The organism is Arthrobacter sp. SE2 (assembly GCF_058244265.1).
The window spans coordinates 106137-127381 of sequence record NZ_JBZAYA010000011.1 but is presented as its reverse complement, the minus strand read 5'-3'; the positions used below and the strand labels follow the sequence as shown (position 1 = coordinate 127381).

The following is a 21245-nucleotide window of genomic DNA, read 5'->3' as shown; positions in this document are numbered from 1 at the left end:
CGGGAGAAAACAATGCCTATTTCGGAGCAATCATTGGCCGCGTTTCGAGACTCCTTCGGGGGTGAAGTCCTGACTCCCGGGGAGGACGGCTATGACGCGGCCCGCTCTGTGTGGAACGGCGAAATTGACCGACGCCCGGCGCTGATCGTCCGGCCGACGAACGCTTCACACGTGGCAGCAGCGATCGGCTATGCGCGGACGGAAGGGGTCGAACTGTCTGTCCGGGGCGGCGGGCACAGTTACGCGGGCCACTCTGTCTGCGACGACGGGCTGATGGTCGATCTTAGCGCCATGAACGCTGTGAGCGTTGACCCGCAGTCCCGCCGGGCCCGTTGCGGCGGCGGTACCACCTGGCTGGAGCTTGACGCGGCGACCCAGGAGCACGGGCTCGGAATGACCGGCGGATTCATCAGCCATACAGGAGTGGCGGGCTTGACCTTGGGCGGCGGAATGGGTTGGCTAACAGCCCGGGCCGGGTTGAGCTGCGACAGCCTTGTCGCCGCGGAGTTGGTGGCCGCAGACGGACGCATTGTCACCGCCTCGGCAGAGGAGAATCCGGATCTCTTCTGGGCCCTGCGGGGCGGAGGGGGCAACTTCGGGGTGGTCACCAGCTTTGAATTTGCCCTTCATGACGTTCCCCCGCTGGCACAGCTGGCCCTGTTCTTCTGGGATCCCGAGCACGGCAAGGAAGGCCTGCGGTTCAGCCGCGATTTCCTAGCGACTCTGCCCGACAACATGGGCTCCCTGATCGCCGGCATGAGCGCACCACCCGCTCCGTTCGTTCCCCAGGAGTTCCAGGGACACCCTGGTTTTGTGCTGGCGGTCGCCGGATGGGGCACCGCGGAGGAGCACGAACTCGCCCTGCAGCCGGTCCGGCAGATGACGCCGCAGCCCCAGTGGCAGATGCTCACTCCGATCGCTTACGTCCAACTGCAGCAAATGTTCAACGATAGTGCCCCGTGGGGCATCCAGGCCTATGAAAAGGCCCTGTACCTGGACGATCTGAGCGACGATGCCATCGACGTCTTCGCCGACTTCCTGCCCCGCAAGGCATCCCCGTTGTCGTTCGTCCCGGTTTTCCCCTTGAGCGGCGCGTTCGCCCGAATCGCGGATGCGGACACTGCTTTTGGCGGCAGCCGGGGAACCAGGTGGGTTTTCAACATCTCCGCAGCGTGCCCCACGCCCGAGATGTTTGACGCGGAGCGGGCTTGGGTCAGGGATTTCTGGGCGGCGATGCGGCCCCATTCAAACGGGGTGGGGACGTATGTGAATTTCCTATCCGACGGCGACGGCGACCGGGTCAGGGCCTCCTACGGGGCGGAAAAATACGATCGGCTCGCCCGGATCAAGGCCGAATGGGACCCCGGCAACGTATTCCACCGGAATGCCAACATCGTCCCGGACCCTGGGACAGCCGGAGCCCCGGAGGCTTAAGAACCATTGCCCACCCCGCGCGCAGCGGCGTCCTGCTGTGCGTCTTCATGCCCAAAATCCCCGGACAACACCCCCGGATTCCGAGCCTAAGAAACAAGAGAGTCCCAAAGGCCGTAGCCGATGGGACTCTCGCTGCTCCAAGGCGTTGGAAGATTAAATTCCTCCAGAGGCGTAGCTGCAGGCTGTCTGCCAGTCGTCTTTTCTAACGCTCCAGGCGGAAGCCAAGCTTGATGGTTACCTGCCAGTCGGCAACGGCGCCCTCGCTGAGATGGCCGCGGATTTCCTTGACCTCGAACCAGTCGAGGTTCCGGAGGGTCTGGCTCGCAGCCGCAATCCCGTTCCTGATGGCGGCGTCGACGCCCTCGGACGAGGTTCCAACAATTTCGGAAACGCTATATGTGTGGTCAGCCATTCTTGCTCCTCATGATCGTCCTTGATGCCTGAACTGCGGGCCTGGCAGGCCGTGAAAGCAGACTAGCCGACGCAGGGCCGGCGGACTAGGGGTCTGGTCCGTGCCGACGCCCGCTCACCTATGAGGCCAAATGGCGGAACGCTCGCGCGCGATGAGCGGGCGTCCGGGAATTGGCCCACATATGTGAGCGGGCGTCCGGGAAATGGCCCGTATATGTGAGCGGGCGTCCGGGGGAGAGCGCCGACCTAGGCCTCCAGGACGTACGTCCTGAGATCGTCGAGGGTCTGCTGCATGTGTGCGTCCATGGCCTCGCGGGCACGGGGGGAGTCGCCGGCTTCGAGGGCTTTCAGGATGGCCCGGTGATGTCCGATCGCGTGCCGCTGGATATCGGGGATTTTCGAGGTCTGGGTGCGCCGGGTTTCCAGGACGCGGTGCAGGGGTTCGAAGAGCACGGCGACGAAGACGTTGCCGGAGGCATGCAGGATGACATCGTGGAAGCCCAGGTCCGCCTCGACGAACGCACCCACATCATTCGAATCGTGGGCCTTCTGCATGGCGGACACATGAACCTGAAGCTGGTCGATTTCTTCGGGGGAGATCCGTGAAGCGGCGAGTTCGCAGGCGCCGGTCTCGAGCATGCGGCGCAGCTCGATGAGTTGGACGGACGCTGCTGCGTCGTTCTTTCCTTCGGAAGCCGCACGCAACACAGCTTCGAGGGATGCCCAGCGGTTCAGAGGGTTGACGAACGTTCCCCGGCCGCGCTCCACGCTGAGGATTCGCTGAGCCTCGAGGGTCTTCATGGCCTCGCGGACGGTCATGCGGCTGACTTCGTGCTTTGCGCTCAACTCGAGTTCGCCGGGAACCACTGTGCCAGGCGGAAATTCGCCCGCGACGATGCGGTCCAGCAGCTCGTCAGCGACGACGCCGACCAGCGACTTGCGTGCCATGGTGCTCCGTTCTTAGATGTCTGACATCTTACGCTGGCGGTTGCCGGCTTTCGTTCCAAAACGCGCCGAGCGCGAGGGCGCAAGCATGTGGTTGCTCCCAATGGACGCTATGCCCGGCGTCGGGGATTGCCACGAGCCTCCGCAGCGGACTGGCTGCCACGAAGGCTTGCGCCTGCTCCGGCGAACGTAGTCGGTCCCCGACGCCGGCAATCACCAGCGTCGGTGCCGTCACCTTTTCGGGGACATCCGCCGTTACCCCCGCCATGGCTGCGAGGCCGCTGGGGCCAAGAACCTCGAAAGGCAGTTCAAAGCCCTGGTTGAGGAGCCGTTCGTCTTCCACAGTCAACGCCCCGAACCAGGCCTTCATACACTTGGCGCGCGTCGCGTCGTCAACGAAGCCTTGCCGCAGCTGGGATTCGAGCATCGATTTGAAGCCTTCGTTCGGCGGAGCCGGAACCATGCCGATCAAGGCCACGCTGGCCACGAGCCCCGGATGCCGCGCGGCCAGTGTCAGCGCGACGCTGCCGCCCATCGAGTGGCCCGCAATGTGGACCGGTGCTGCGTTCCGGGCAGCAACAGCAGCGACGGAATCGGCCGCTGACTCCAGGGTCCAGTGGAAGTCCGGAGGCAATACATCCCGGCGGTGATACCCAGGCAAATCGACGATCCAGACGGTTCGTCCGGCGTCGAGCAATTCGGTGGCGAGTGGCTCCCAATAGGCGGATGTCGAGGCCCAACCGTGCAGCAACAGGACGGGAGGCTGGGACGTTTGTCCCGGCGTCGTGCTTGCGGCAGCCGTTGGAAGGCGCATGTCCACGTGTAATGCCGCGACGGCGGGAGGCTCTTGAAGCATGCGCCAAGCATAGTGACGACTGACACTTGCACAGCCGAAAGCAGGTGTGTCACACTAGCACTCAAATATTAGATGTCTGACATCTTACATTTACTTTCAAAACCACGATGGAGTGCAAAGTGACCCTTGAAGCCGATGTTCTGGCCGCCTTCCCGGCTGAAGTCCAGATCCCCGCTCAGCTGGTTGCCGACGCCGTAGCGGCGTCTTCCGCAGCCTCGCCCCGCGTCCTGGTAGTCCTCGACGACGACCCCACGGGCACCCAATCAGTCGCCAACCTGCCGGTGCTCACCCGCTGGGAGGTCGCCGATTTCACATGGGCCTTCGCCCACATCGCAGAAAGCCAGTCCCAGCCCGCGGTCTACGTGCTGACCAACACGCGCAGCCTCGACCCGGTTGAGGCCGCCGCCCGTAACGAGGAAATCGTGCGGAACGCGCTCGCCGCCGCCGGCTCCAAGCTACGCCTGGGATTCGTCAGCCGCTCCGACTCCACCCTCCGCGGCCACTACCCGCTGGAACCGGACGTCATTGCAGCCACGATTGCCGACGTGACCGGCGAAGCGACAGACGGCGTCGTGATGGTCCCGGCGTTTCCCGACGCCGGTCGCGTCACCATCGGCGGCGTGCACTACATGCGCGGTACCGGGGACGACGCCGGCAAGCTCACCCCGGTTGCCGAGACCGAGTTCGCCAAGGATGCGAGCTTCGGCTTCGCCAATTCCGAGCTGGCCAAATATGTAGACGAGAAGTCGCAGGGCCGCTTCCCGGCCAGCGACGTGATCCTCCTCGACCTGAACATTATCCGCGCCGGCGCGGCTGCTGCCAACGGATCCGCCGGGGACTCCGAGCTCTCAGCCAAGGCCATCGCCGATGCCATCGAACCTGCGACGAACTCCACGCCCATCGTCGCGGACATCGTCACCGAGAACGACCTCCGCGCGCTGGCCCTCGGCCTGGAAGAAGCCGAACGCCGCGGCAAGAAGCTGCTCTACCGCGTGGGCCCGCCGTTCGTCCGCGGCCGCATCGGCCAGGAAATCCGCGAGGCACTTAGCGGCGAGGAGGCCTACGAAGGCAACACTCCCTCGACAGCCGGTGGCTTGATCGTCGTTGGCTCGCACGTCGGCCTCACCACGCGCCAGCTCAACGTCCTGACCGCGCAGCACAGCGCTGCCCGCATCATCGAGATCGACGTCGAGAAGCTTCTCGCTAGCGGCGCGGAGGCCTACCTCGACGAAGTGGTCGCCGCCGTCGTCGACGCCCTCCACAACGGAGACGTCATCGTCCACACGAGCCGCCTGCTCATCAAGACCGACGACGCCGCGGCGAGCCTGAAGATTGCCCGCACCGTCTCTGCCGCCGTCGTCGCGGTCGTGAACCGGACGCTCAAGACCTTCCCGCCGCGCTTCGTCATCGCCAAGGGCGGCATCACGTCCTCGGACGTGGCCGCGCACGGCCTGGAAATCCGCCACGCGATCGTCCGCGGCCCGATGCTGCCCGGCATCGTCTCGCTGTGGGAGCCGGTGGACGGACCTGCGAAGGGCATCCCGTACATCGTCTTCGCCGGCAACGTGGGTGACGACGAATCCCTGGCGCAAGTCACGCGCAAGCTCAGCAACACTTTCTAGCCGACCCCGCACTGAATTCAACGGAGAACACCATGACCAGCAACTACACCGTCGCCGTCCTCGGCCTGGGCGCCATGGGCCTGCCGATGGCCACCCGCTTGGCAACCCAGCTCACCGTCCACGGCTTCGACATCGCCGAACCGCGGCTGAAGCTCGCTGCCGACGCCGGGATTCGCACCTTCGCTTCGGCGCGTGAAGCCTCCGAAGGCGCCGACGCCCTGCTCCTTGCCGTGCGCAACGGCGAACAGCTCGACGAGGTCCTCTTCGGCGAGAACGGTGTTGCCTCGGTACTCAAGGCGGGCGCCGTCGTGATCCTCGGCAGCACGGTCGGTACCGAAGCCATTCCGGCCACCGTGGCGCACCTGGCCGAGTACGGCGTCGAACTCGTGGACGCACCCCTTTCCGGAGGCCCCAAGCGTGCCGGCGAAGGCGATCTTCTGATCGTGGTGGGCGCGACGCCGGCTGCCCAGGAAAAGGCCCGACCCGCCCTGGAACTGCTGGCCTCCACGCTAAGCATCGTGGGCGACAAGCCCGGCGACGGCCAGGCACTCAAGACTGTCAACCAGCTGCTGTGCGGCGTGCACATCGCCGCTGCCGCCGAGGCCATGGCACTCGCGGACGCCCTCGGACTCGACCAGGCGAAGACCCTCGCGGCCCTGGAGGCAGGTGCCGCCGGCTCGTTCATGCTGTCCAACCGCGGCCCCCGAATCCTCGAGGCATACAACGAGGAAGGCGCCGAGGTCCTGAGCCGTTTGGACATCTTCGTCAAGGACATGGGCATCGTCGGCAAGGCCACGCGCGCCGCCGGCCTGGCCGCACCGGTTGCCGCTGCTGCCGAACAGCTCTACCTCCTCGGCCAGGCCCAGGGCCTCGCCGCCGCCGACGACTCCGCCGTCATCAAGGTCGTCGCGCCCACCAGGCGTACCAACTAACCCCTCGCACAACGTGCGACGACGGCGGTCCCCCCTCCGCCGTCGTCGCCTCTCTTGTCGGCCTCGAGTCGAGGCCGGCTCTGTCAAAGGAGACACCCCCGATGAATCCCCTCATCAATGCCTTGGCGGTCCGGGCAGCTGATGCCCCTGCCATCAAGCCGGCCGTGGACCTTGGGACCCCGCTGCTGCTGACCATCGCCGTTGCCGGCGTCGCACTCTTGCTGCTGATGATCATCCGCTTCAAGATCCAGGCCTTCGTGGCATTGCTGGCCGTGAGCATCCTGGTTGCCGTCGCCGCGCAGATCCCCTTGGCGGACGTCTTCACTGTTGTGGCCAACGGCGTGGGCGGAACCATGGGCAAGGTCGCACTGCTGATTGCCCTCGGCGCCGTGCTGGGCCGGATGATCGAAGTGTCCGGTGGCGTACAGTCGCTTGCCAACCACTTCACAGCGAAGCTCGGTGCCAAGCGAGTCGCCATGGCGCTAACCGCCGTCGGCTTCCTCGTTGCGATTCCCGTGTTCTTCGAAGTGGGGATCATCGTCCTGGTGCCGATCGTCTACGCCTTTGCGAAGATCGCCAAGCTGCACCCCATCAAGTTCGGCCTTCCCATGGCCGGCATCATGCTCTCCATCCACGTCGCGGTTCCTCCCCACCCGGGCATTGTTGCCGGGGCAGGCGTCATGGGTGCCGACATCGGACTCATCGCGATGATTTCGCTGATTATCTGCGTGCCGCTGGGTTTCCTGTCCTACTGGGTCGCCAGCATCATGAACCGCAAGGACTACGAGCTCCTTCCGGGCGTCCGTGACCAGATTGAAGAATTCGGCTCCGATTCCCTAGTGCGCGTCGGCCACGACGGTCCCGGTGCCAGCGCAGTCGCCCCGCCGCGTCCGGGCCTGATCATGTTCCTCATCGCCGCCCCGATCGTCCAGATCCTGCTTGGCACGGCCGGTACCCTCCTGATCAACAAAAAGGACTACTGGTACGGCGTCGCCTCCTTCGTGGGCAATCCCTTCTTCGCCTTGCTGGTGGCCGTTGCGCTCGCTTTCTTCCTGCTGGCAGTCCGCCGCCAATGGTCGCTCAAGGAAACCGGCGAGATCTTTGAAGGCGCACTTCCTCCCATCGCCTCGATCCTCATGGTTGTGGCCGCCGGCGGCGTGTTCGGCGGTGTCCTGCAGGTCTCCGGCATCGGCGCGGCCCTGTCGCAGACGCTGGACTCCCTGGGCGTGCCGATCATCCTGCTCGGCTTCATCATTTCCCTGGCATTGCGTGCCGCACAGGGTTCGGCCACGGTTGCGATCGTCACCACCACTGGCCTGCTCTCGGCTGCCGTGGCGCACGGCGGTTACACGCCGGCGCAGATCGCCGTGATCGTGATCGCGATCGGCTTCGGCGGACTGGGCCTGTCCCACGTGACCGACGCCGGCTTCTGGGTGGTGGTGCGCTACTACGGCCTCACGGTGTCCGACGGGCTCAAGACCTGGACCGTGCTCACGACCATCCTGGGCATCGCCGGCTTCCTGCTCAGCTATGTCGCCTGGATCCTGGTGGGAGGCTTGGCCCACTGATGCGTGTACGCCTTGACGATCTTGTAGGCTCGGCACTGGAGCGAGGGGCAGCGGTCCCGGCCTTCACCTGCTACGACTTCACCACTGCGCTGGCCGTGGTGGCAGCAGCTGAGGAGTCAGGCCGCGGGATCATCCTGCTGGTCGCGCCGAAAACGGCCGGCACTCTGAGCGGACTGCGGCTGATCACGGCGCTGCGCGCCCTGGCCGACGACGCCAGCGTTCCGGTCTCGGTGCAGTTGGACCACGCCTCGGACCTTGGCGTCATCCGTGACTCCGTAGCTGCCGGCGCCGACGCCGTCCTGGCCGACGGGTCGTCCCTCCCGTTCGAGGAGAACATCGCCCTGGTCCGCGAAGTCCGTGCCGCGCTGGACGCTCAAGGCGCCTCCGACGTCGTGATTGAGGCCGAACTTGGCGGACTTGCCGGTGACGAAGACAAGGCTTTCGGTGCCTCGGCGGGAGTCCATCACGCAGGCCTGACCGATCCCGGCCAAGTGCAGGAATTCGTCTCCCGCATAGGCGCCCAGCTCCTGGCCGTGGCGGTCGGAAATGCGCACGGCCGCTACGCCGGCGAGCCCAAGCTGCACTGGGACGTGCTGGAGGACATTGCCTCGCGCACGGAGCTTCCGCTCGTGCTCCACGGCGCGTCGGGCATCCCCGCTGCGGACCTGGTCAAGGCGACGTCCATGCGCGTGGGCAAGGTGAACTTCAACACCGAACTCCGCACCGGCATTCTTGCCACCCTCGAAGCCGAGACCGCCACGCACCGGGCCGATGGCGAGAACCTCCAGGGGCTGCTGGGGCGCTGGAGTTCCTCCGCCTCGACGTTCGCCGGAGCAACGCTGGACATGCTCAGTAATTAGGGGCGGCTGGCGAACCCACGTAACGCAGGGAGGCTACGATCAGCACATGATCGTAGCCTCCCTGATTTTCGCCCTCCTTGCCGGCTTGTTGCACGTTTACATCTTCAGCATGGAGTCCATCACCTGGACCCGCCCGGCCACGTGGAAGCGCTTCAGCGTCGCTTCCCAGTCCGACGCCGAAACCACCAAGCCCCTCGCGTACAACCAGGGTTTCTACAACCTCTTCCTTGCCATCGGGGCGCTCGCCGGGATCGTCTTCTTCGCGCTTGGTCATCCGCAGGTGGGCTGGACCCTCGTCTTCAGTTCGTGCGGCTCCATGCTGCTGGCGGCAATCGTGCTTGCCTTGAGCGGCAAAAAGTACCTCCGCCCCGCGGTTCTTCAGGGCACGACGCCGCTACTCGCCGTGGTGCTCGGCATCCTGGCCGTCACGCTCGGCTAAAGCGGAACCCTCGCTCACGTATGGGCCCTCCAAGCCCGTCGCTCGCTCACTTATGCGGGCTTTTGGGGCGACGCTAGCTCACCCGTCAACACCCTGAACCCCAGTTCCGGGTTGAAGCCGTGGATTTCCCGTGTGTCCAGAGCCGACATGAAGGCCAGGATTTCCTCCGTGATCACCTGCCCGGGAACCAAGACAGGGAAGCCCGGCGGGTAAGGGGTGACGAAGGATGCAGACACCATTTCCTCGCCCGCGGCGACCCTTCGTGCGAGTTCGGCCGCGCTGAAGTATTCGCAGGAACCGGCTTTGTAGCTCTCGAAGTAGGCCGCGCGCATGTTGCCGTCAGGGGTTTCCGCGTCCTTGCGGAATCGTTCGGCGAAGCGGCTGAAGTCCGGCAAGGGCGGCGGCGTGCTGGTCAGCGCCGCGACGCGCGCACGGCGTGCCCGCTGGCCAAGGCCGCTCAGGCCGGATTGCTCGTCTTCGAAGGTCTCGGCCAGCTTGACCAGGACCTCGACGAGGTAGGCAACGGCGCTCCGCGAGGTGCCGATGTTGGTCATGAAGAGAACGCTGTTCCTTGACGTCTTGTTGACCTGGATCCCGTACTTGTCCATCAGGTAGTCGTGCTTGAAGGTATCGCCGTCCACGCCGGTGAGGCCGATGTGCAGGGTCAAACGGCTCGGATCAACAACGAATTCGTCGCGCTCCCAGGCTTCCGACATGGCCGCCAGCCCGTCGCGGAGCGGCATTTGCCGGCTCGTTTCGCGGTACTGCTCAGGAATAAGGTCCCGGGTGCCGAGGACGCGGAAGTACTTCCTCAGCAAGGGATGCCTCGCCACCGCGTGGGCGATGCTGACCGCGAGATCTGCCTGCCGTTGCACGAGCTCGTAGCCTTCGAACTCGACCTGCCGCCGTCCCATGTCCAAGGAAGCCAGGATCTGGTAGTTGGGCGACGTGGAGGTATGCGTCATGTACGCCTCCCGGAAGCTCTCCTCGTTCAACTGGCCGAAGTCCTGGTCGTGGATGTGGATCATGGACCCCTGCCGGAGCGACGTCAGGGTCTTGTGGGTCGACTGCGTTGAGTAGACCCTCACGCGGGCCTTCGCCGGATCGGGCAGCAGCCGCGTCTTCAGGAGCAGCTCATCGCTGACGGGCCCGACGCCGGAACCCGGGCCGCCGTCGTCGGGCTCGCCGCCGCCCGCCGCGCCCTCGGCCGCCCCGCCCGCCGAAGCAAGGTCCCGCAATTGCTCGGCGTAGCGGGCCGCATAAGCTGGATCCGCGAACTTTGCCTCGAGTGACCGGGCCGAAGCCATGGCCGTGCGACGGCGATAGATGTGGTGGAAGCTCGCGAACGCGAACCAGGCCTCGTCCCACAGGAAAACCAGGTCAGGTTTGATGGCGAGGCACTCCTCCATCACCCGTTCGACGTCGTACACGATGCCGTCGAATGTGCAGTTGGTGAGGGCAAGCATCTTGACCTCGTGGAGCCTGCCTGCCCTGCGGTAATCCAGGAGCATCCGTTTGATGCTCTCCAAGGGAACCGCGCCATAGAAGGAGAAATCGTTCAAGGGGTACGCGTCCAAATATGAGACCTGCGCGCCGGCCAGCATGAGGGCGTAGTGGTGCGATTTGTGGCAGTTCCGGTCCACCAGGACCACATCGCCGGGTGCCAAGATCGATTGGTGAACGATCTTGTTGGCAGTTGACGTTCCGTTGGTGACAAAGAGCGATTTCTGGGCACCGAATGCCCTGGCCGCCAGCTTCTGTGCCTGCTTGAGGGAGCCATGCGGATCCAGGAGCGAATCGAGCCCGCCGGATGTGGCGGAGGTTTCAGCAAGGAGCAGGTTGAGGCCGTAGAACTCGCCAAGATCGTTGATCCACTTGGAATGGATGACCGATCCGCCCCGGGACACCGGCAGGGCATGGAAAACGCCGGCGGGCTTGCGGCTGTATTGCTGGACCGCGTGGAAGAACGGCGCCTCATATCGTTCCGCGATGCCGGCCAGCAAGGACAAATGGAGCTCCAGCCCATCCTGCCGGCGGAATATCCGTCGGAATCGGCGAGTCAAGGAACCGGCGAGTTCTTCGATTCCCACTCCCGCCACAAGGTAGAGATCAAGTTCGGGGCGGAGTTCGCCCAGTTTCTCCGCCAAGCTCAGAATGCGGTCCAAGGGGCGCTGGGGGAGCGACTTTCCCAAGAACCGGTCTAGGAAGCTGCGCACATCCCGGCTCAGGCGCTGCTTGCTCTTGGGGACGAATCCCGGCCGCAACACACACGCCTGGATGTCGGGGTTGAGCAGGATGGCCACGACGGCGTCCTCGAAGCTCGGCACGAACACGAGCTCGTAGTTGAAGGCGTCGGCGGGGCGGCGCTGGCTGAGCAGTTCCGTTTGAAGTGCTTCACGGTCGGCGCTGGAGACGTCATCGATCACGAGGACCTCGAAACGCTTGCGCGATTCGGGGGGTTCTTCAACCCGGTCGGCTTCGCGTTCGGGATCCTGTGCGGGTTCCTGGGCGTGTTGGTTGTGGCCGGCAACGCGTCGCGCGACCGGTTCGATGAGGCTCAGCGCCTCAAGGTATTCTCCGGCTTCCAGGATTCGCCGCAATTCCATGACAAATTGCTGCCCAGGAGACGCCCAATACATTTCGAGGGATTCCAGCAGCGGCAGTAGCCTTCGGACATCCCGCGGCAGTTCCCGCGGCTGGCGGGCGCCCGCGAGGGGCCGGGCGGCGGCAGAGAGCTGTTTGACGGCGTAGCCAAGGAATTCCCAGGCGTCGGCGCGCACCCGCCAGGCGCTGCTGGGAACCTCGCCGCCGGACCCGGAATCGTCGTCGGGGTTTGGCCTTGCCGCCAAACCGAGGCCAAGCGATGCGCCGCCGGCAAGGGCAGCCGGAGCGAGAGGAATTGGGGCTGACTGCACTGTCGCGAAATCGGCGCGTGCCACGATGACTCCTTTGTCATGGATTGATAGCACTCTCTACTAAACGCCGCGGCTCGTCTCGGCGCACGGCAAATGTTCGTGTTGCCGTCTGGGTGTCCAGATGGGATGCGGCCTTTCCGGTCATAGGTGAGCGAGCGTTGGAGAAATTACCGTCATAGGTGAGCGAGGGTTGGAGGCTACCCTTCACGCCACAGCGGCAAGGGGACGACGCTCCGGCTGCGTCCGGACGGGTCCAACACGTGCCCGAGGCGTTTGTAGTTGCGGACCACGGCTTGCCGGGAGATCACGGCGCTCCCTGGCGCGCGCTCCGCCACTCCGCGCTCGTGGCCCTGGACCTCCAGGTAATCGCGGACCCAAAGTGTCACGAGGAGGTTCTGGGCACCCAGAACCTGGGCGCTGAGCCTGCAGTTCGGCAGGGCAGCGAAGTAGCGCCCGACGGCGTCAACGTGGTGGGTGGGCACGTTGAGGATCAGGCTCACTTCCCTTAGTCCTTGTTGGGCGGAAACGGACGTATCGCACCTCAGCGTCATGTAGCCGGACGCGAGGAACCGCTCCACACGCCGTCGTGCCGTTTGGGGAGAGACGCCGCAGGCGGCTCCCAGTTCCGCCCAACTGGCCCGCCCGTCCTTTGCCAGTTCCCCCAAGAGGAACGCGTCGAGCCGGTCGGGAGCGTAGGCCGCCGGGGCGGGCAGGGGTTCCGCCGACATGAGCCGGGCCCGCGCGGGTTCGAGGGTGCCGCTGCGCCAGTCGGAGGCCTGCCGGTACAGCTTGGTGACGAAAACGACCTCCCGGTGGGTCACTCCGGGGAGGCCTGCGAAGGAGCCGGTAATGATCTCCATGAGCTCTTCGTGGCTTGAGGCGAAGCAGTCGATGAAGAGATCGTGCGAGCCGGACACCAGCGAAACGGTGCCGAAGGCCGGCTCCGCGCACAGCTTGCGGACCAGGGCTTCGTTCTCGCTCGGCAGTGACGAAAGACTGATGAACGCCGACCAGCCCGCACTCAGGTAGCGCGGACCCGGAGCCGGGGTGATCCACGCCAGTCCCTGCTCGGCAAGGGAGTTCCAGCGGCGCGCGACAGTAGGCCCGGACAAGCCCAGGACATCCCCGACGCGGCTCCAATCGGCACGTGGATTGATCTGCAGGGCATTGACGATTTCGAGGTCAGTTTCGGAGATCATGGCTGATTCCTTCAAAATTCACGATTCTCAGATGGTTTCAAACAAATTTCTAGCCAGTGTAGACGGCGGATCTAACGTTGTGACTCGCATCACCCGCTCGCATCCGAAGACCCAGGCAACGACGCCCCCAACACTCAAAGGAAGCACATGGCAAGCAAGACAGCACCTCCGGCGACGGCGGCCGTCGCCCGCCGGACCATCACCGGAATGATCGTGGCGATGGCCCTGATCGAATCTCTCAGTGGAGTCACCCAGGGTTACCTGAACCCCATCCTCCCTGCCTTGGGGCCGGCCTTTTCGATCGACGACCCCACCATCAACGGCATCTTCTTGATCTCAAACGTGAGCTTTGCCGTGCTCACGCCGATCATCTCGCGGCTCGGCGACAGCTATGGCTACAGGCTCGTACTCCGCTGGTCGACGGCGGTAGTCGCGGTCGGCGTCCTCATGATGGCGTTCTGGCCGTCGCTGTGGACGGTGACAATCGGCGTCGTCATGCTCACGTGCGTGGTCGGCTTCATCCCGCTGATGATGGGCATCCTGCGGGTGAGCAGCCCGGCGCAGACCCGCACCGGAGTCAGCGTGATGATCGGGATGCTCATGATCATGGTTGGCGCAGGCGGCCTGCTTGCCGGGATCATCGGCGTCGACGATCCCACCCTCGGTTTCTGGGTAGCGGTGCCGTTCGCGGTTGTGGGGCTGCTTTGTTCCTTCGTCCTGCCCGACGCCGGGACCCACACCCGCGAAGGACTCGCCTTGATGCCGCTCCTGGCATGTTCCCTCGGACTGATCGGCTTCGTGGTGGCTCTTTCGATGGCCCCGGACTGGGGTTGGCTTGATGCAAAGACCCTTGGATCCGGAATCATCGGCCTCGCGCTGTTGGCCTACTGGGTGGTCCTGGACTCTCGCAACGTCAACGGGAAGCGCTTCATGGACCTGCGGATGCTTGCCATCCCGCGCATCCGGACGGTCTCGTTGGCCACCTTCTTCTTCGGTTTTGCCTCCATCAGCTACTTCGGCACCAACGGGATCTTCCTGTATTCAAACCCGGGCAAGACCGGGTACGGCTTCGCGCTGAGTCCGCTCATGATCGCTATTGTCCTGGCTTCCGCATCGGTGCTCTCCCTGCTCTCTTCACTTCTGACCTCGAAGGCTCTCAACCTGTTCGGCGAACGGGCCACCCTGGTTTTCGCCGGTCTCCTGCTGGCGGGCGGCTTCCTGGTCATGGCAGCTGCGCACGGCTCCCTGGCCGGCTACTGCACCGGATTCGCCATGTTCAACCTGAGCCTTGGCATGTATCAGGCGGGGACCCGGTCATTGTCCGTGGAGGGCGTTCCGCTCGAGGAAACTTCGACGGCGGCCGGCCTCAACGAACTGGCACTGTCCGTTGGCATCGCGGTGGGCGCCGCCGTCGTGAAGCTCATCTCCTCGTCATCAGTCCAGGCCGGGCACATCAGCGAGGGCGGGCTCCTTTCCATCTGGATTGTCCTGGCGATCGCGGCCCTGATTGCTGCGGCAGCAGCCGCCCGTTACCCGAAGCGCCACCCAGCGGCGACAGCCGCAGGGGTCGCCGCATGAAAGCTGCTGCCGCGAAAGCCGCTTCCCTGGAAACCGCAACGCCCGCTACGACCTCTTCGACCGCCGTCGAGCGCTCCGTCTCAGCCGCTCTGGAGCGCTGGGAGCCGGAAATCCTTGGACTGAGTCACGCGATCCACGCCGATCCCGAGCTCAGCGGGCAGGAGTTCCGGGCCGCAAAGCGGGTTAGCCGGCTGCTCCGGAGCGCGGGCTTCAGCTTTGACGGTCCGCAGCCGCTGCTCCCTGCTTCCTTCAGCGCGAGGTTCGGGACGGGTGAGCTGGTGGCCGCGCTGTGCGTTGAGTACGACGCATTGCCGACCATCGGGCATGCCTGCGGACATAACGTGAACGCGGCTTGCGCTGTGGGGGCGGCACTCGCGCTCGCTTCTGTCGCCGACGAGCTCGGGATCACGGTCAAAGTTCTTGGCACTCCCGCGGAAGAGACAAGCGGGGGCAAGGTCGATCTCATTGGCGAGGGTTTCTTCGAGGATGTATCCCTGGCGATGATGGCCCATGCCGGCGCCGAAGACGTCATCGGTGGCTCATCCCTGGCCATGGGTATGTGGGACGTGCTTTACGAAGGGCGCCCCGCGCATGCCGCGGCCGCTCCATCTGAGGGGGTCAATGCCCTCGACGCGCTCGTGATTGCACAGACCGCCATTGCGTTGGCGCGGCAGCAGCTTCCGCCCGGCTCGGTTGTTTCGTTGATCGTGACGGAAGGCGGGAGCGCCGTCAACGTCATACCGGAGCGGGCCCGGGCGAGCGTGGAAATGCGTTCACCGAGCCTCAAGAACCTGCGAACCATACAGGACCGCGTGAGGCGCTGCCTGGAAGCGGGCGCCCTTGCAAGCGGGAGCACACTCAAGGTCACGCCCACGGGCAATGCCTACGCTGAGCTCAGGCAGGACCGGTACCTTTCCGAGGCCTACCGGGAAGCGATGTCCGCCCGAGGGAGGGCTGTTGCGTTAAACGAAGATCCAGTGGCTTCCACAGACATGGGCAACGTCTCGCAACTGGTCCCAAGCATCCATCCGCTGCTCGGCTACGACGTCGGCGGGGCCGCCCACCACACCGCCGAGTTTGCAGCCCACGGCTCCTCCGCCTCCGCGGACCGGGCGGTCCTGGACGGGGCCTTCGGTCTGGCCCTGGCGGCGTGCGCGGCGGCCAGGGATCCGCGGCAACGGGAACGGCTGCTAAACGTCCGTCGCTAAACGCCGCGACCGTGGGTGCGGTTCCACAGCTGCGTTCCGGAACGCAGCTCGTGGGCCGCGCCCACGAATTCACGCCGTCGCACGCTCTGGTTCCCACCGTCGAGCGGGCGGACAATGGTCTCAGCAGTTCGCGAAGGAGTGCAATGGGATTATCGAGGCAACAAAAGACGTCGGCGGGCATGGCCGCATTTGGCCGCTCTCGTGATCCCGTGATCGATCTCGCCCGGTTCTTCTGCCTCATTCTGGTGGTGCTCTCGCATTGCATGATGGTCAGCCCGGTCCTGCACCCGGATGGCACGGTCACGACGGAAAACACGCTCATGGAACAGCACTGGTTCGAACCCGTCTTGTGGGTGTTCCAAGTCATGCCGCTGTTCTTCGTCCTTGGCGGCATCACGGGACTGGAGTCATGGCGTCGCCTGCGTGCGCGCGGCGGCTCCGGCGTCGACTATGCCCAACTGAGGCTTTTGCGCCTCATCCGTCCGGCAACTGCGTTGCTGGCCTCGATGTTCGTGGGGTTGTGGGCCGCAAGGCTGCTTGGCGTCGACCCGGAAGTGGTCCAGCTCATCGCGACTGGGGCGGGCATGCCCTTGTGGTTCCTGGCCGCGTACCTCGCAACTCAACTCAGCGTTCCCTTGCTGGCCCGGCTGCACGGACATTCCCCGTGGTTGACCCTCGGCGGGCTCGTGGCCGCCGTGATCACCCTTGACTCCCTGCGCGGGGCGTTTCCGATGCTCGCTTTCGTCAACATGCTCTTTGTGTGGTGTGCGGTCCAGCAATTCGGCTTCTTCATCGCCGATGGCATCTTCGCTGGACGCAGCCGAGGCTGGTTCGCGGGGTTGATCGTGGTAAGCAACCTTCTGCTGGGGTTCGTGACCGGGATCGGGGTCTACTCCGGAAATATGATCGTGGACCTGAATCCGCCCAACTTCTGCATGCTGCTCTTGGGTCTGTCCCAGGCGGCAACGCTCCAATTGCTGCGCCCCGCCCTTGACTGGGTGGCTGGGGTGCGCTGGATCCGTTGGGTCGTGGCCGTTGCGGGCCGGCGGTCCATGACGGTCTATCTGTGGCATTTGCCGCTGCTCGCAGCCATGGCGGGGCTGCTTCTCCTCACGGACTTCCCCAAACCGGCGGCAGGTACGGCCGAATGGTGGTGGGCCCGCCCATTGGTGCTGCTCGGCGTCCTCCTTCTCTTGCTCCCGGTCCTGCTGCTGTGCGGCAGGCTTGAAGAGCGCCCGACGGCGGCCAACCACGCGCGCGGCAGGACGCACGTCGCGGTGGTGACTGCCGGCGTCGTGGTTTTCATTCCGGTGGTGGACGCCGCCTTCAACGGACTCACGCTGACCCTTCTTGGTGGGGGAGCGGCGTGCTTCGCGCTGGGAGTGTTACTGCTGGGACGGGTGCCGGCCGGAGTCCTTTCCGCAGCGGTTCCCGATGCCCCTGCCGTGCCATTGCCAGAGCCCGGTTTACGTGCGAATCTCGACTCATGACTGAGTTCACGGATTCAACCGCAGAGTCGTTCAGCCCGGACGTGACAACGGTCAGGAACGACAAATTCCACCGCTACGAGCTCCTTGTTGACGGTGAAGTAGCCGTGATTTCGCAATTTATGGATAAGCCGGGCCACATCGACTTCCTCCACACCGAGACGCGCCAAAAGTTCAAAGGCCGCGGGCTGGCCAAGGTCCTGGCACATTTTGCCCTGGACGATGTGCTGGCCTCCGGCAAGCGGATCATTCCGCATTGCCCGTTCATCGCCGCCTATCTGCGCAAGCATGAGGGCTACGATCTCGACGTCGATTGGCCGCCGGAACCGCCGGTGGGGGAACCGGACAACGAGTAGCCAGACGCAGGGCTGTGCTGCCGCAGCACACCAGGCGCGTGTGCGTGGCAAAGGCAATGGCATACAGTGCACGCCGCGTGAACCCCGTCCCTGCAATCAAGGGTCACATAGAACACCCTGGACTTTCCGTCGCGGTCTCGCGGCGTGCGTTGAATCATCTGAACTTCCCGTCGACTGCATTGAGTGGTCGTGTCACTGATAAGTGGGCGCAGACGCGGGATCGTGACGCAGTTTTGCCTGGGATCTATTGTTTGAGGGCGACAATGGCGTCGTGTTCGTCGCGGATTGCCCGGCCGCGGGACATGCAGGTGACCCCCATGGCGCTGACAAGCTCGCCGCCGTGCCAGTGATCGGAAGCACTGACCACGTACGAAAAGTTCAACATCGCTGATTCTCCGGCGGACAACGTTCCGATGTGCAAGTCCCCGTCGTGGGGCTTGGACGTGTAATCAAGATTCTCCGATCCTTCATTGGTGAAGGATCGGGGAATGAGGCGCACATTGCGGAGTTGGAGCTTGGAATCATTGATGATCCAGGCTGTGAAGATGATGGTTTCGCCTGGGGCCGCAGCCGACTTGTCTGCCCCGTAAACGAGGACAATTTGTGGTGGGCGGCGTGGGCGGCGGAGTCGGGTCACGCCAGTTGAGTGTGGCTCGGGACCGAATCGTGTTGCCGTGGGTGAAAGTCGCCGAGAACCTCTCCCTGCGTAAGATTCAAGTCACATGTAACTTCGGCTGTCACACTGGATGATTATGGGGCAGGTTTCAGAGGACGGTTCGAATGGCGGGGACGCGTCAATGGCCGTTGGGCATAGCGACCCTCAAATCATGGCCATGGTGCGTGACGGCGATGCTTCCGCCTTCGATGTGCTGTTCCAGCGGCATTTGGCGGCAGCCCAGTTCGTTGCCCGGGCCCAGACGGACAATGCCAGTGACGCCGACGACGTCGTGTCCGAGGCGTTTGCTTCGATTTTCCAAGCCCTCACTGAGCGCAAGGGACCGGACCAGTTCTTCCGCTCCTATCTTCTGACTGCCGTCAGGCGAATTGCCTACGACCGGAATCGGAAGGCGAGGCGTACCCAGATTGTGGGCGACGTCGACGCCTTGGATACCGTTGCCCTCGACGCGGACACCGTTCTAGACGCCTTCGAGTCCAGCACCATGGCGAAGGCCTTCAAGTCGCTTCCGGAACGTTGGCAGGCGGCCCTCTGGCACGTGGACATCGAAGGCCTGAAACCTGCCGCGGCCGCACCCTTCATCGGATTGAGCCCCAACGGCGTCTCGTCGCTCGTGATCCGGGCGCGCGAGGGGCTCCGGCAGGCCTACTTGCAAAACCACATCAATGTGGCCAGTGACGACTCATGCGCTGAATTTTCGAGCCAGCTGGGAAAGTACGCTCGCGGCGGCCTGAAACGTGCGTCGTACGAAAAGGTCAAGGCCCACTTGGAGGAGTGTCCGAAGTGCACGGCTGTGCTGGTGGAACTCAACGATGTCCAGGCAGGCATGAGGGCGCTTGTTTTCCCTCTGGTTGTTGGGGTGGTCTTCACACCGGCAGTGACCGCCGGATTCCTCCCCGGAAGCGTACTGCTGGAATCGCTTCTTCCCGGAGGGGTTCTCCAGGAGCCATTCCTCTCAGAGCCGTTCCTTTCCGAGCCATTCCTTCCGGGAGGGGCCGAACCGGCCGCTGCCGGACTGCGCTCAGTTGGGGGATTCTGGAAGATGGCAATTGCCGCGTTGGTCTTGGGAGGCCTCGCGATTGCAGGCATCCTCATGTGGCTTGGACAGTCCAGCCCGGCGCCAACCGCCGAAGCCAATGTTCCAAGCAGCAGTGCACCAGCCCCACCGTCCGTGCCGGAACGTGGCCCGACGGCACCCCTGCCAAGTCCGGCGCCGACGTCGGACCCGCCCGCCACAGCGGTGCCGCAACCTCCAGCGCCCGCGCCGATCGTGCCCGAAGCGGTTCCTGCCCCGCTGGAGACGGCCAGGGTAGTTGATTCCGGAACCGGCATCACGAACCCCATTCCGCGGATGGGTTCGTTGACGATCCATAAGTATGAGAAGCCGGCGACGGCGACCAAGCTGCCTAAAGACGGAACGGTTCTGACTGCCGCCCAGTTGCAGGGACTGACGCCGATGGCCGGAGTGACGTTCACGGTGCAGAAGGTCAACAACATTGACGTGACGACCAACGCGGGCTGGACCGCCGCGGCAGCCCTGACACCGGCCCAAGCCGCGGCGCAGGCAGCGACCCCGGGTTCGACGGTCACCACCGGCGCGGCCGGAACCGCGACCCTGGGGAACCTTCCCCTAGGCCTGTACCTCGTGACGGAGACCGGTTACCCTGCCGGGGTGACTCCTTCGGCGCCGTTCCTAGTGACCCTTCCCATGGCGGACCCGGCCGGTGGGAACGGCTGGATGTATGACGTGAACGTCTACCCCAAGAACGCCGTGACTACAGCCACGAAGACTGTGAACGACGCGTCCGTGGTCAAGCTCGGCGACAACGTGCAGTGGACCATCACCTCCGACATCCCCAACGTCAACCCGATCGACGGGTACCGGATTGTCGATAAGCTCGATTCGAAGCTGAGCTACACCAGCTCGACGGTGGCGCTTTCGGACAACGCGGCGTTGGTGTTGAACACCCATTACACGATCGTGCTCGATACGGCCTCGGACACCCTCATGGTCGACTTCACCGCCAGTGGCCGGGCTGTCCTGGCTGCGAACCTCACGGCCAAGGTCGTGGTAACGGTGAACACCACCGTGAACACGGTCGGTGAGATCGCGAACACGGCTCTTGTCTACCCGAACGCGGCCAGCTTCACCATCACCCCGGGCAAGCCCGGCGGTCCCGTGGTCACGCCCCTGGTAAGCACCATCAAGTGGGGCGACATTGTGCTGCACAAGAAGGATTCCCAGAGTTCGGCGCCCCTGGCCGGTGCCGTGTTCTCGGTGTATCCGAGCAGGGCCGATGCCCTGGCCGGCACCAATGCGATCAGCGTCGGAGGCGCCAGTTCCTGGACCACCGATGCCACCGGCAACCTGGTGATCTCCGGCCTGCGCTACTCCAACCGGGCCGACGGGGCAACAGTGAGCCCGGGCCAGCCCGGTTACCAGTCGTACTGGCTGGTCGAGACGAAGGCCCCGGCCGGGTACGCGCTGCTCGCCGAGCCGGTCGAGACCACGGTCACAAGCAACGACCCCTCCGCTGTGACCGTGACGATCGGCAACATCCAGCAGGACGCCGGGTTCCAGCTTCCGCTCACCGGCGTAGGAACCTGGGCCCTACCCGCAGGCGGGATCCTCGTGCTGGCAGGCGCAGGCCTGTTCATGGTCATCGGTCGTCGGAAGCCCATCGAAGCAAAATAGGCGGTTGGCCGCCTGGGACGTGACCTCGCCGATGTCACGCTCCGAAATACCTTCCCATTTTCGC

The 21245-nt window shown here is 64.6% G+C and carries 17 protein-coding genes; 11 read left to right on the top strand and 6 right to left on the bottom strand.

Features of this window, described 5'->3' with window-relative positions:
* The first annotated feature begins 12 nt into the window (after window positions 1–12).
* Entirely contained in the window at window positions 13–1434 is a 1422-nt protein-coding gene (locus tag AC4CS3_RS16030; RefSeq protein WP_490784304.1) for an FAD-binding oxidoreductase, read from the top strand.
* A gap of 202 nt (window positions 1435–1636) precedes the next feature.
* Here AC4CS3_RS16030 and AC4CS3_RS16025 read toward each other — a convergent pair whose 3' ends face one another.
* The 3 genes from AC4CS3_RS16025 to AC4CS3_RS16015 form a co-directional block, all read right to left on the bottom strand.
* Window positions 1637–1846, bottom strand: coding sequence for a dodecin (locus AC4CS3_RS16025; RefSeq protein ID WP_059388369.1), 210 nt, complete (start codon window positions 1844–1846; stop codon window positions 1637–1639).
* A 245-nt stretch (window positions 1847–2091) separates the two neighbouring features.
* Window positions 2092–2793, bottom strand: coding sequence for a FadR/GntR family transcriptional regulator (locus AC4CS3_RS16020; protein WP_441414720.1), 702 nt, complete (start codon window positions 2791–2793; stop codon window positions 2092–2094).
* A gap of 28 nt (window positions 2794–2821) precedes the next feature.
* Window positions 2822–3646 carry an alpha/beta fold hydrolase gene (locus AC4CS3_RS16015; RefSeq protein ID WP_490784303.1) on the bottom strand — a complete coding sequence of 275 codons (825 nt, stop codon included), beginning with the start codon at window positions 3644–3646 and terminating at the stop codon, window positions 2822–2824.
* 119 nt (window positions 3647–3765) lie between these two features.
* Here AC4CS3_RS16015 and AC4CS3_RS16010 point away from each other — a divergent pair, with 119 nt between their 5' ends.
* The 5 genes from AC4CS3_RS16010 (at window position 3766) to AC4CS3_RS15990 (ending at window position 9067) form a co-directional block, all read left to right on the top strand.
* On the top strand, window positions 3766–5268 hold the full coding sequence (locus tag AC4CS3_RS16010; protein WP_490784302.1) for a four-carbon acid sugar kinase family protein: 1503 nt from the start codon (window positions 3766–3768) through the stop codon (window positions 5266–5268).
* A gap of 32 nt (window positions 5269–5300) precedes the next feature.
* On the top strand, window positions 5301–6200 hold the full coding sequence (locus AC4CS3_RS16005) for an NAD(P)-dependent oxidoreductase (protein WP_490784301.1): 900 nt from the start codon (window positions 5301–5303) through the stop codon (window positions 6198–6200).
* Window positions 6201–6301: 101 nt separating this feature from the next.
* A complete protein-coding gene (locus AC4CS3_RS16000; protein ID WP_490784300.1) occupies window positions 6302–7768 on the top strand; it encodes a GntP family transporter in 1467 nt (488 codons plus the stop codon).
* Window positions 7768–8628, top strand: a complete 861-nt coding sequence (locus AC4CS3_RS15995) for a class II fructose-bisphosphate aldolase (RefSeq protein WP_490784299.1) — start codon at window positions 7768–7770, stop codon at window positions 8626–8628. The genes AC4CS3_RS16000 and AC4CS3_RS15995 overlap by 1 nt, the downstream gene beginning before the upstream one ends.
* A 46-nt stretch (window positions 8629–8674) precedes the next feature.
* A complete protein-coding gene (locus AC4CS3_RS15990) occupies window positions 8675–9067 on the top strand; it encodes a DUF1304 domain-containing protein (protein ID WP_490784298.1) in 393 nt (130 codons plus the stop codon).
* Between the two features lie 50 nt (window positions 9068–9117).
* Here AC4CS3_RS15990 and AC4CS3_RS15985 read toward each other — a convergent pair whose 3' ends face one another.
* On the bottom strand, window positions 9118–11916 hold the full coding sequence (locus AC4CS3_RS15985; RefSeq protein ID WP_490784338.1) for an aminotransferase class I/II-fold pyridoxal phosphate-dependent enzyme: 2799 nt from the start codon (window positions 11914–11916) through the stop codon (window positions 9118–9120).
* A 263-nt stretch (window positions 11917–12179) separates the two neighbouring features.
* The gene (locus tag AC4CS3_RS15980) at window positions 12180–13181 is read right to left on the bottom strand and encodes an Lrp/AsnC family transcriptional regulator (RefSeq protein WP_490784297.1); all 1002 of its coding nucleotides are present in this window, start codon (window positions 13179–13181) and stop codon (window positions 12180–12182) included.
* 147 nt (window positions 13182–13328) lie between these two features.
* Between AC4CS3_RS15980 and AC4CS3_RS15975 the strand changes: the two genes are divergently transcribed.
* The 4 genes from AC4CS3_RS15975 to AC4CS3_RS15960 all read left to right on the top strand — a co-directional run bounded on the left by AC4CS3_RS15975 (window position 13329) and on the right by AC4CS3_RS15960 (window position 17810).
* Entirely contained in the window at window positions 13329–14759 is a 1431-nt protein-coding gene (locus tag AC4CS3_RS15975) for an MFS transporter (RefSeq protein WP_490784296.1), read from the top strand.
* The gene (locus AC4CS3_RS15970) at window positions 14756–15967 is read left to right on the top strand and encodes an amidohydrolase (protein ID WP_490784295.1); all 1212 of its coding nucleotides are present in this window, start codon (window positions 14756–14758) and stop codon (window positions 15965–15967) included. Before AC4CS3_RS15975 ends, AC4CS3_RS15970 begins: the two co-directional genes overlap by 4 nt.
* Window positions 15968–16110: 143 nt before the next feature.
* A complete protein-coding gene (locus AC4CS3_RS15965) occupies window positions 16111–17457 on the top strand; it encodes an acyltransferase family protein (protein WP_490784294.1) in 1347 nt (448 codons plus the stop codon).
* Window positions 17454–17810, top strand: coding sequence for a GNAT family N-acetyltransferase (locus tag AC4CS3_RS15960; RefSeq protein ID WP_490784293.1), 357 nt, complete (start codon window positions 17454–17456; stop codon window positions 17808–17810). The genes AC4CS3_RS15965 and AC4CS3_RS15960 overlap by 4 nt, the downstream gene beginning before the upstream one ends.
* Window positions 17811–18054: 244 nt before the next feature.
* Here the strand turns inward: AC4CS3_RS15960 and AC4CS3_RS15955 are convergent, their stop codons facing one another.
* Window positions 18055–18447: a hypothetical protein gene (locus AC4CS3_RS15955; protein WP_490784292.1), complete on the bottom strand. Its 393-nt coding sequence runs from the start codon at window positions 18445–18447 to the stop codon at window positions 18055–18057.
* Between the two features lie 190 nt (window positions 18448–18637).
* Between AC4CS3_RS15955 and AC4CS3_RS15950 the strand changes: the two genes are divergently transcribed.
* Complete coding sequence (locus AC4CS3_RS15950) at window positions 18638–21181, top strand: SpaH/EbpB family LPXTG-anchored major pilin (protein ID WP_490784291.1); 2544 nt, start codon at window positions 18638–18640, stop codon at window positions 21179–21181.
* Window positions 21182–21245: the final 64 nt, after the last annotated feature.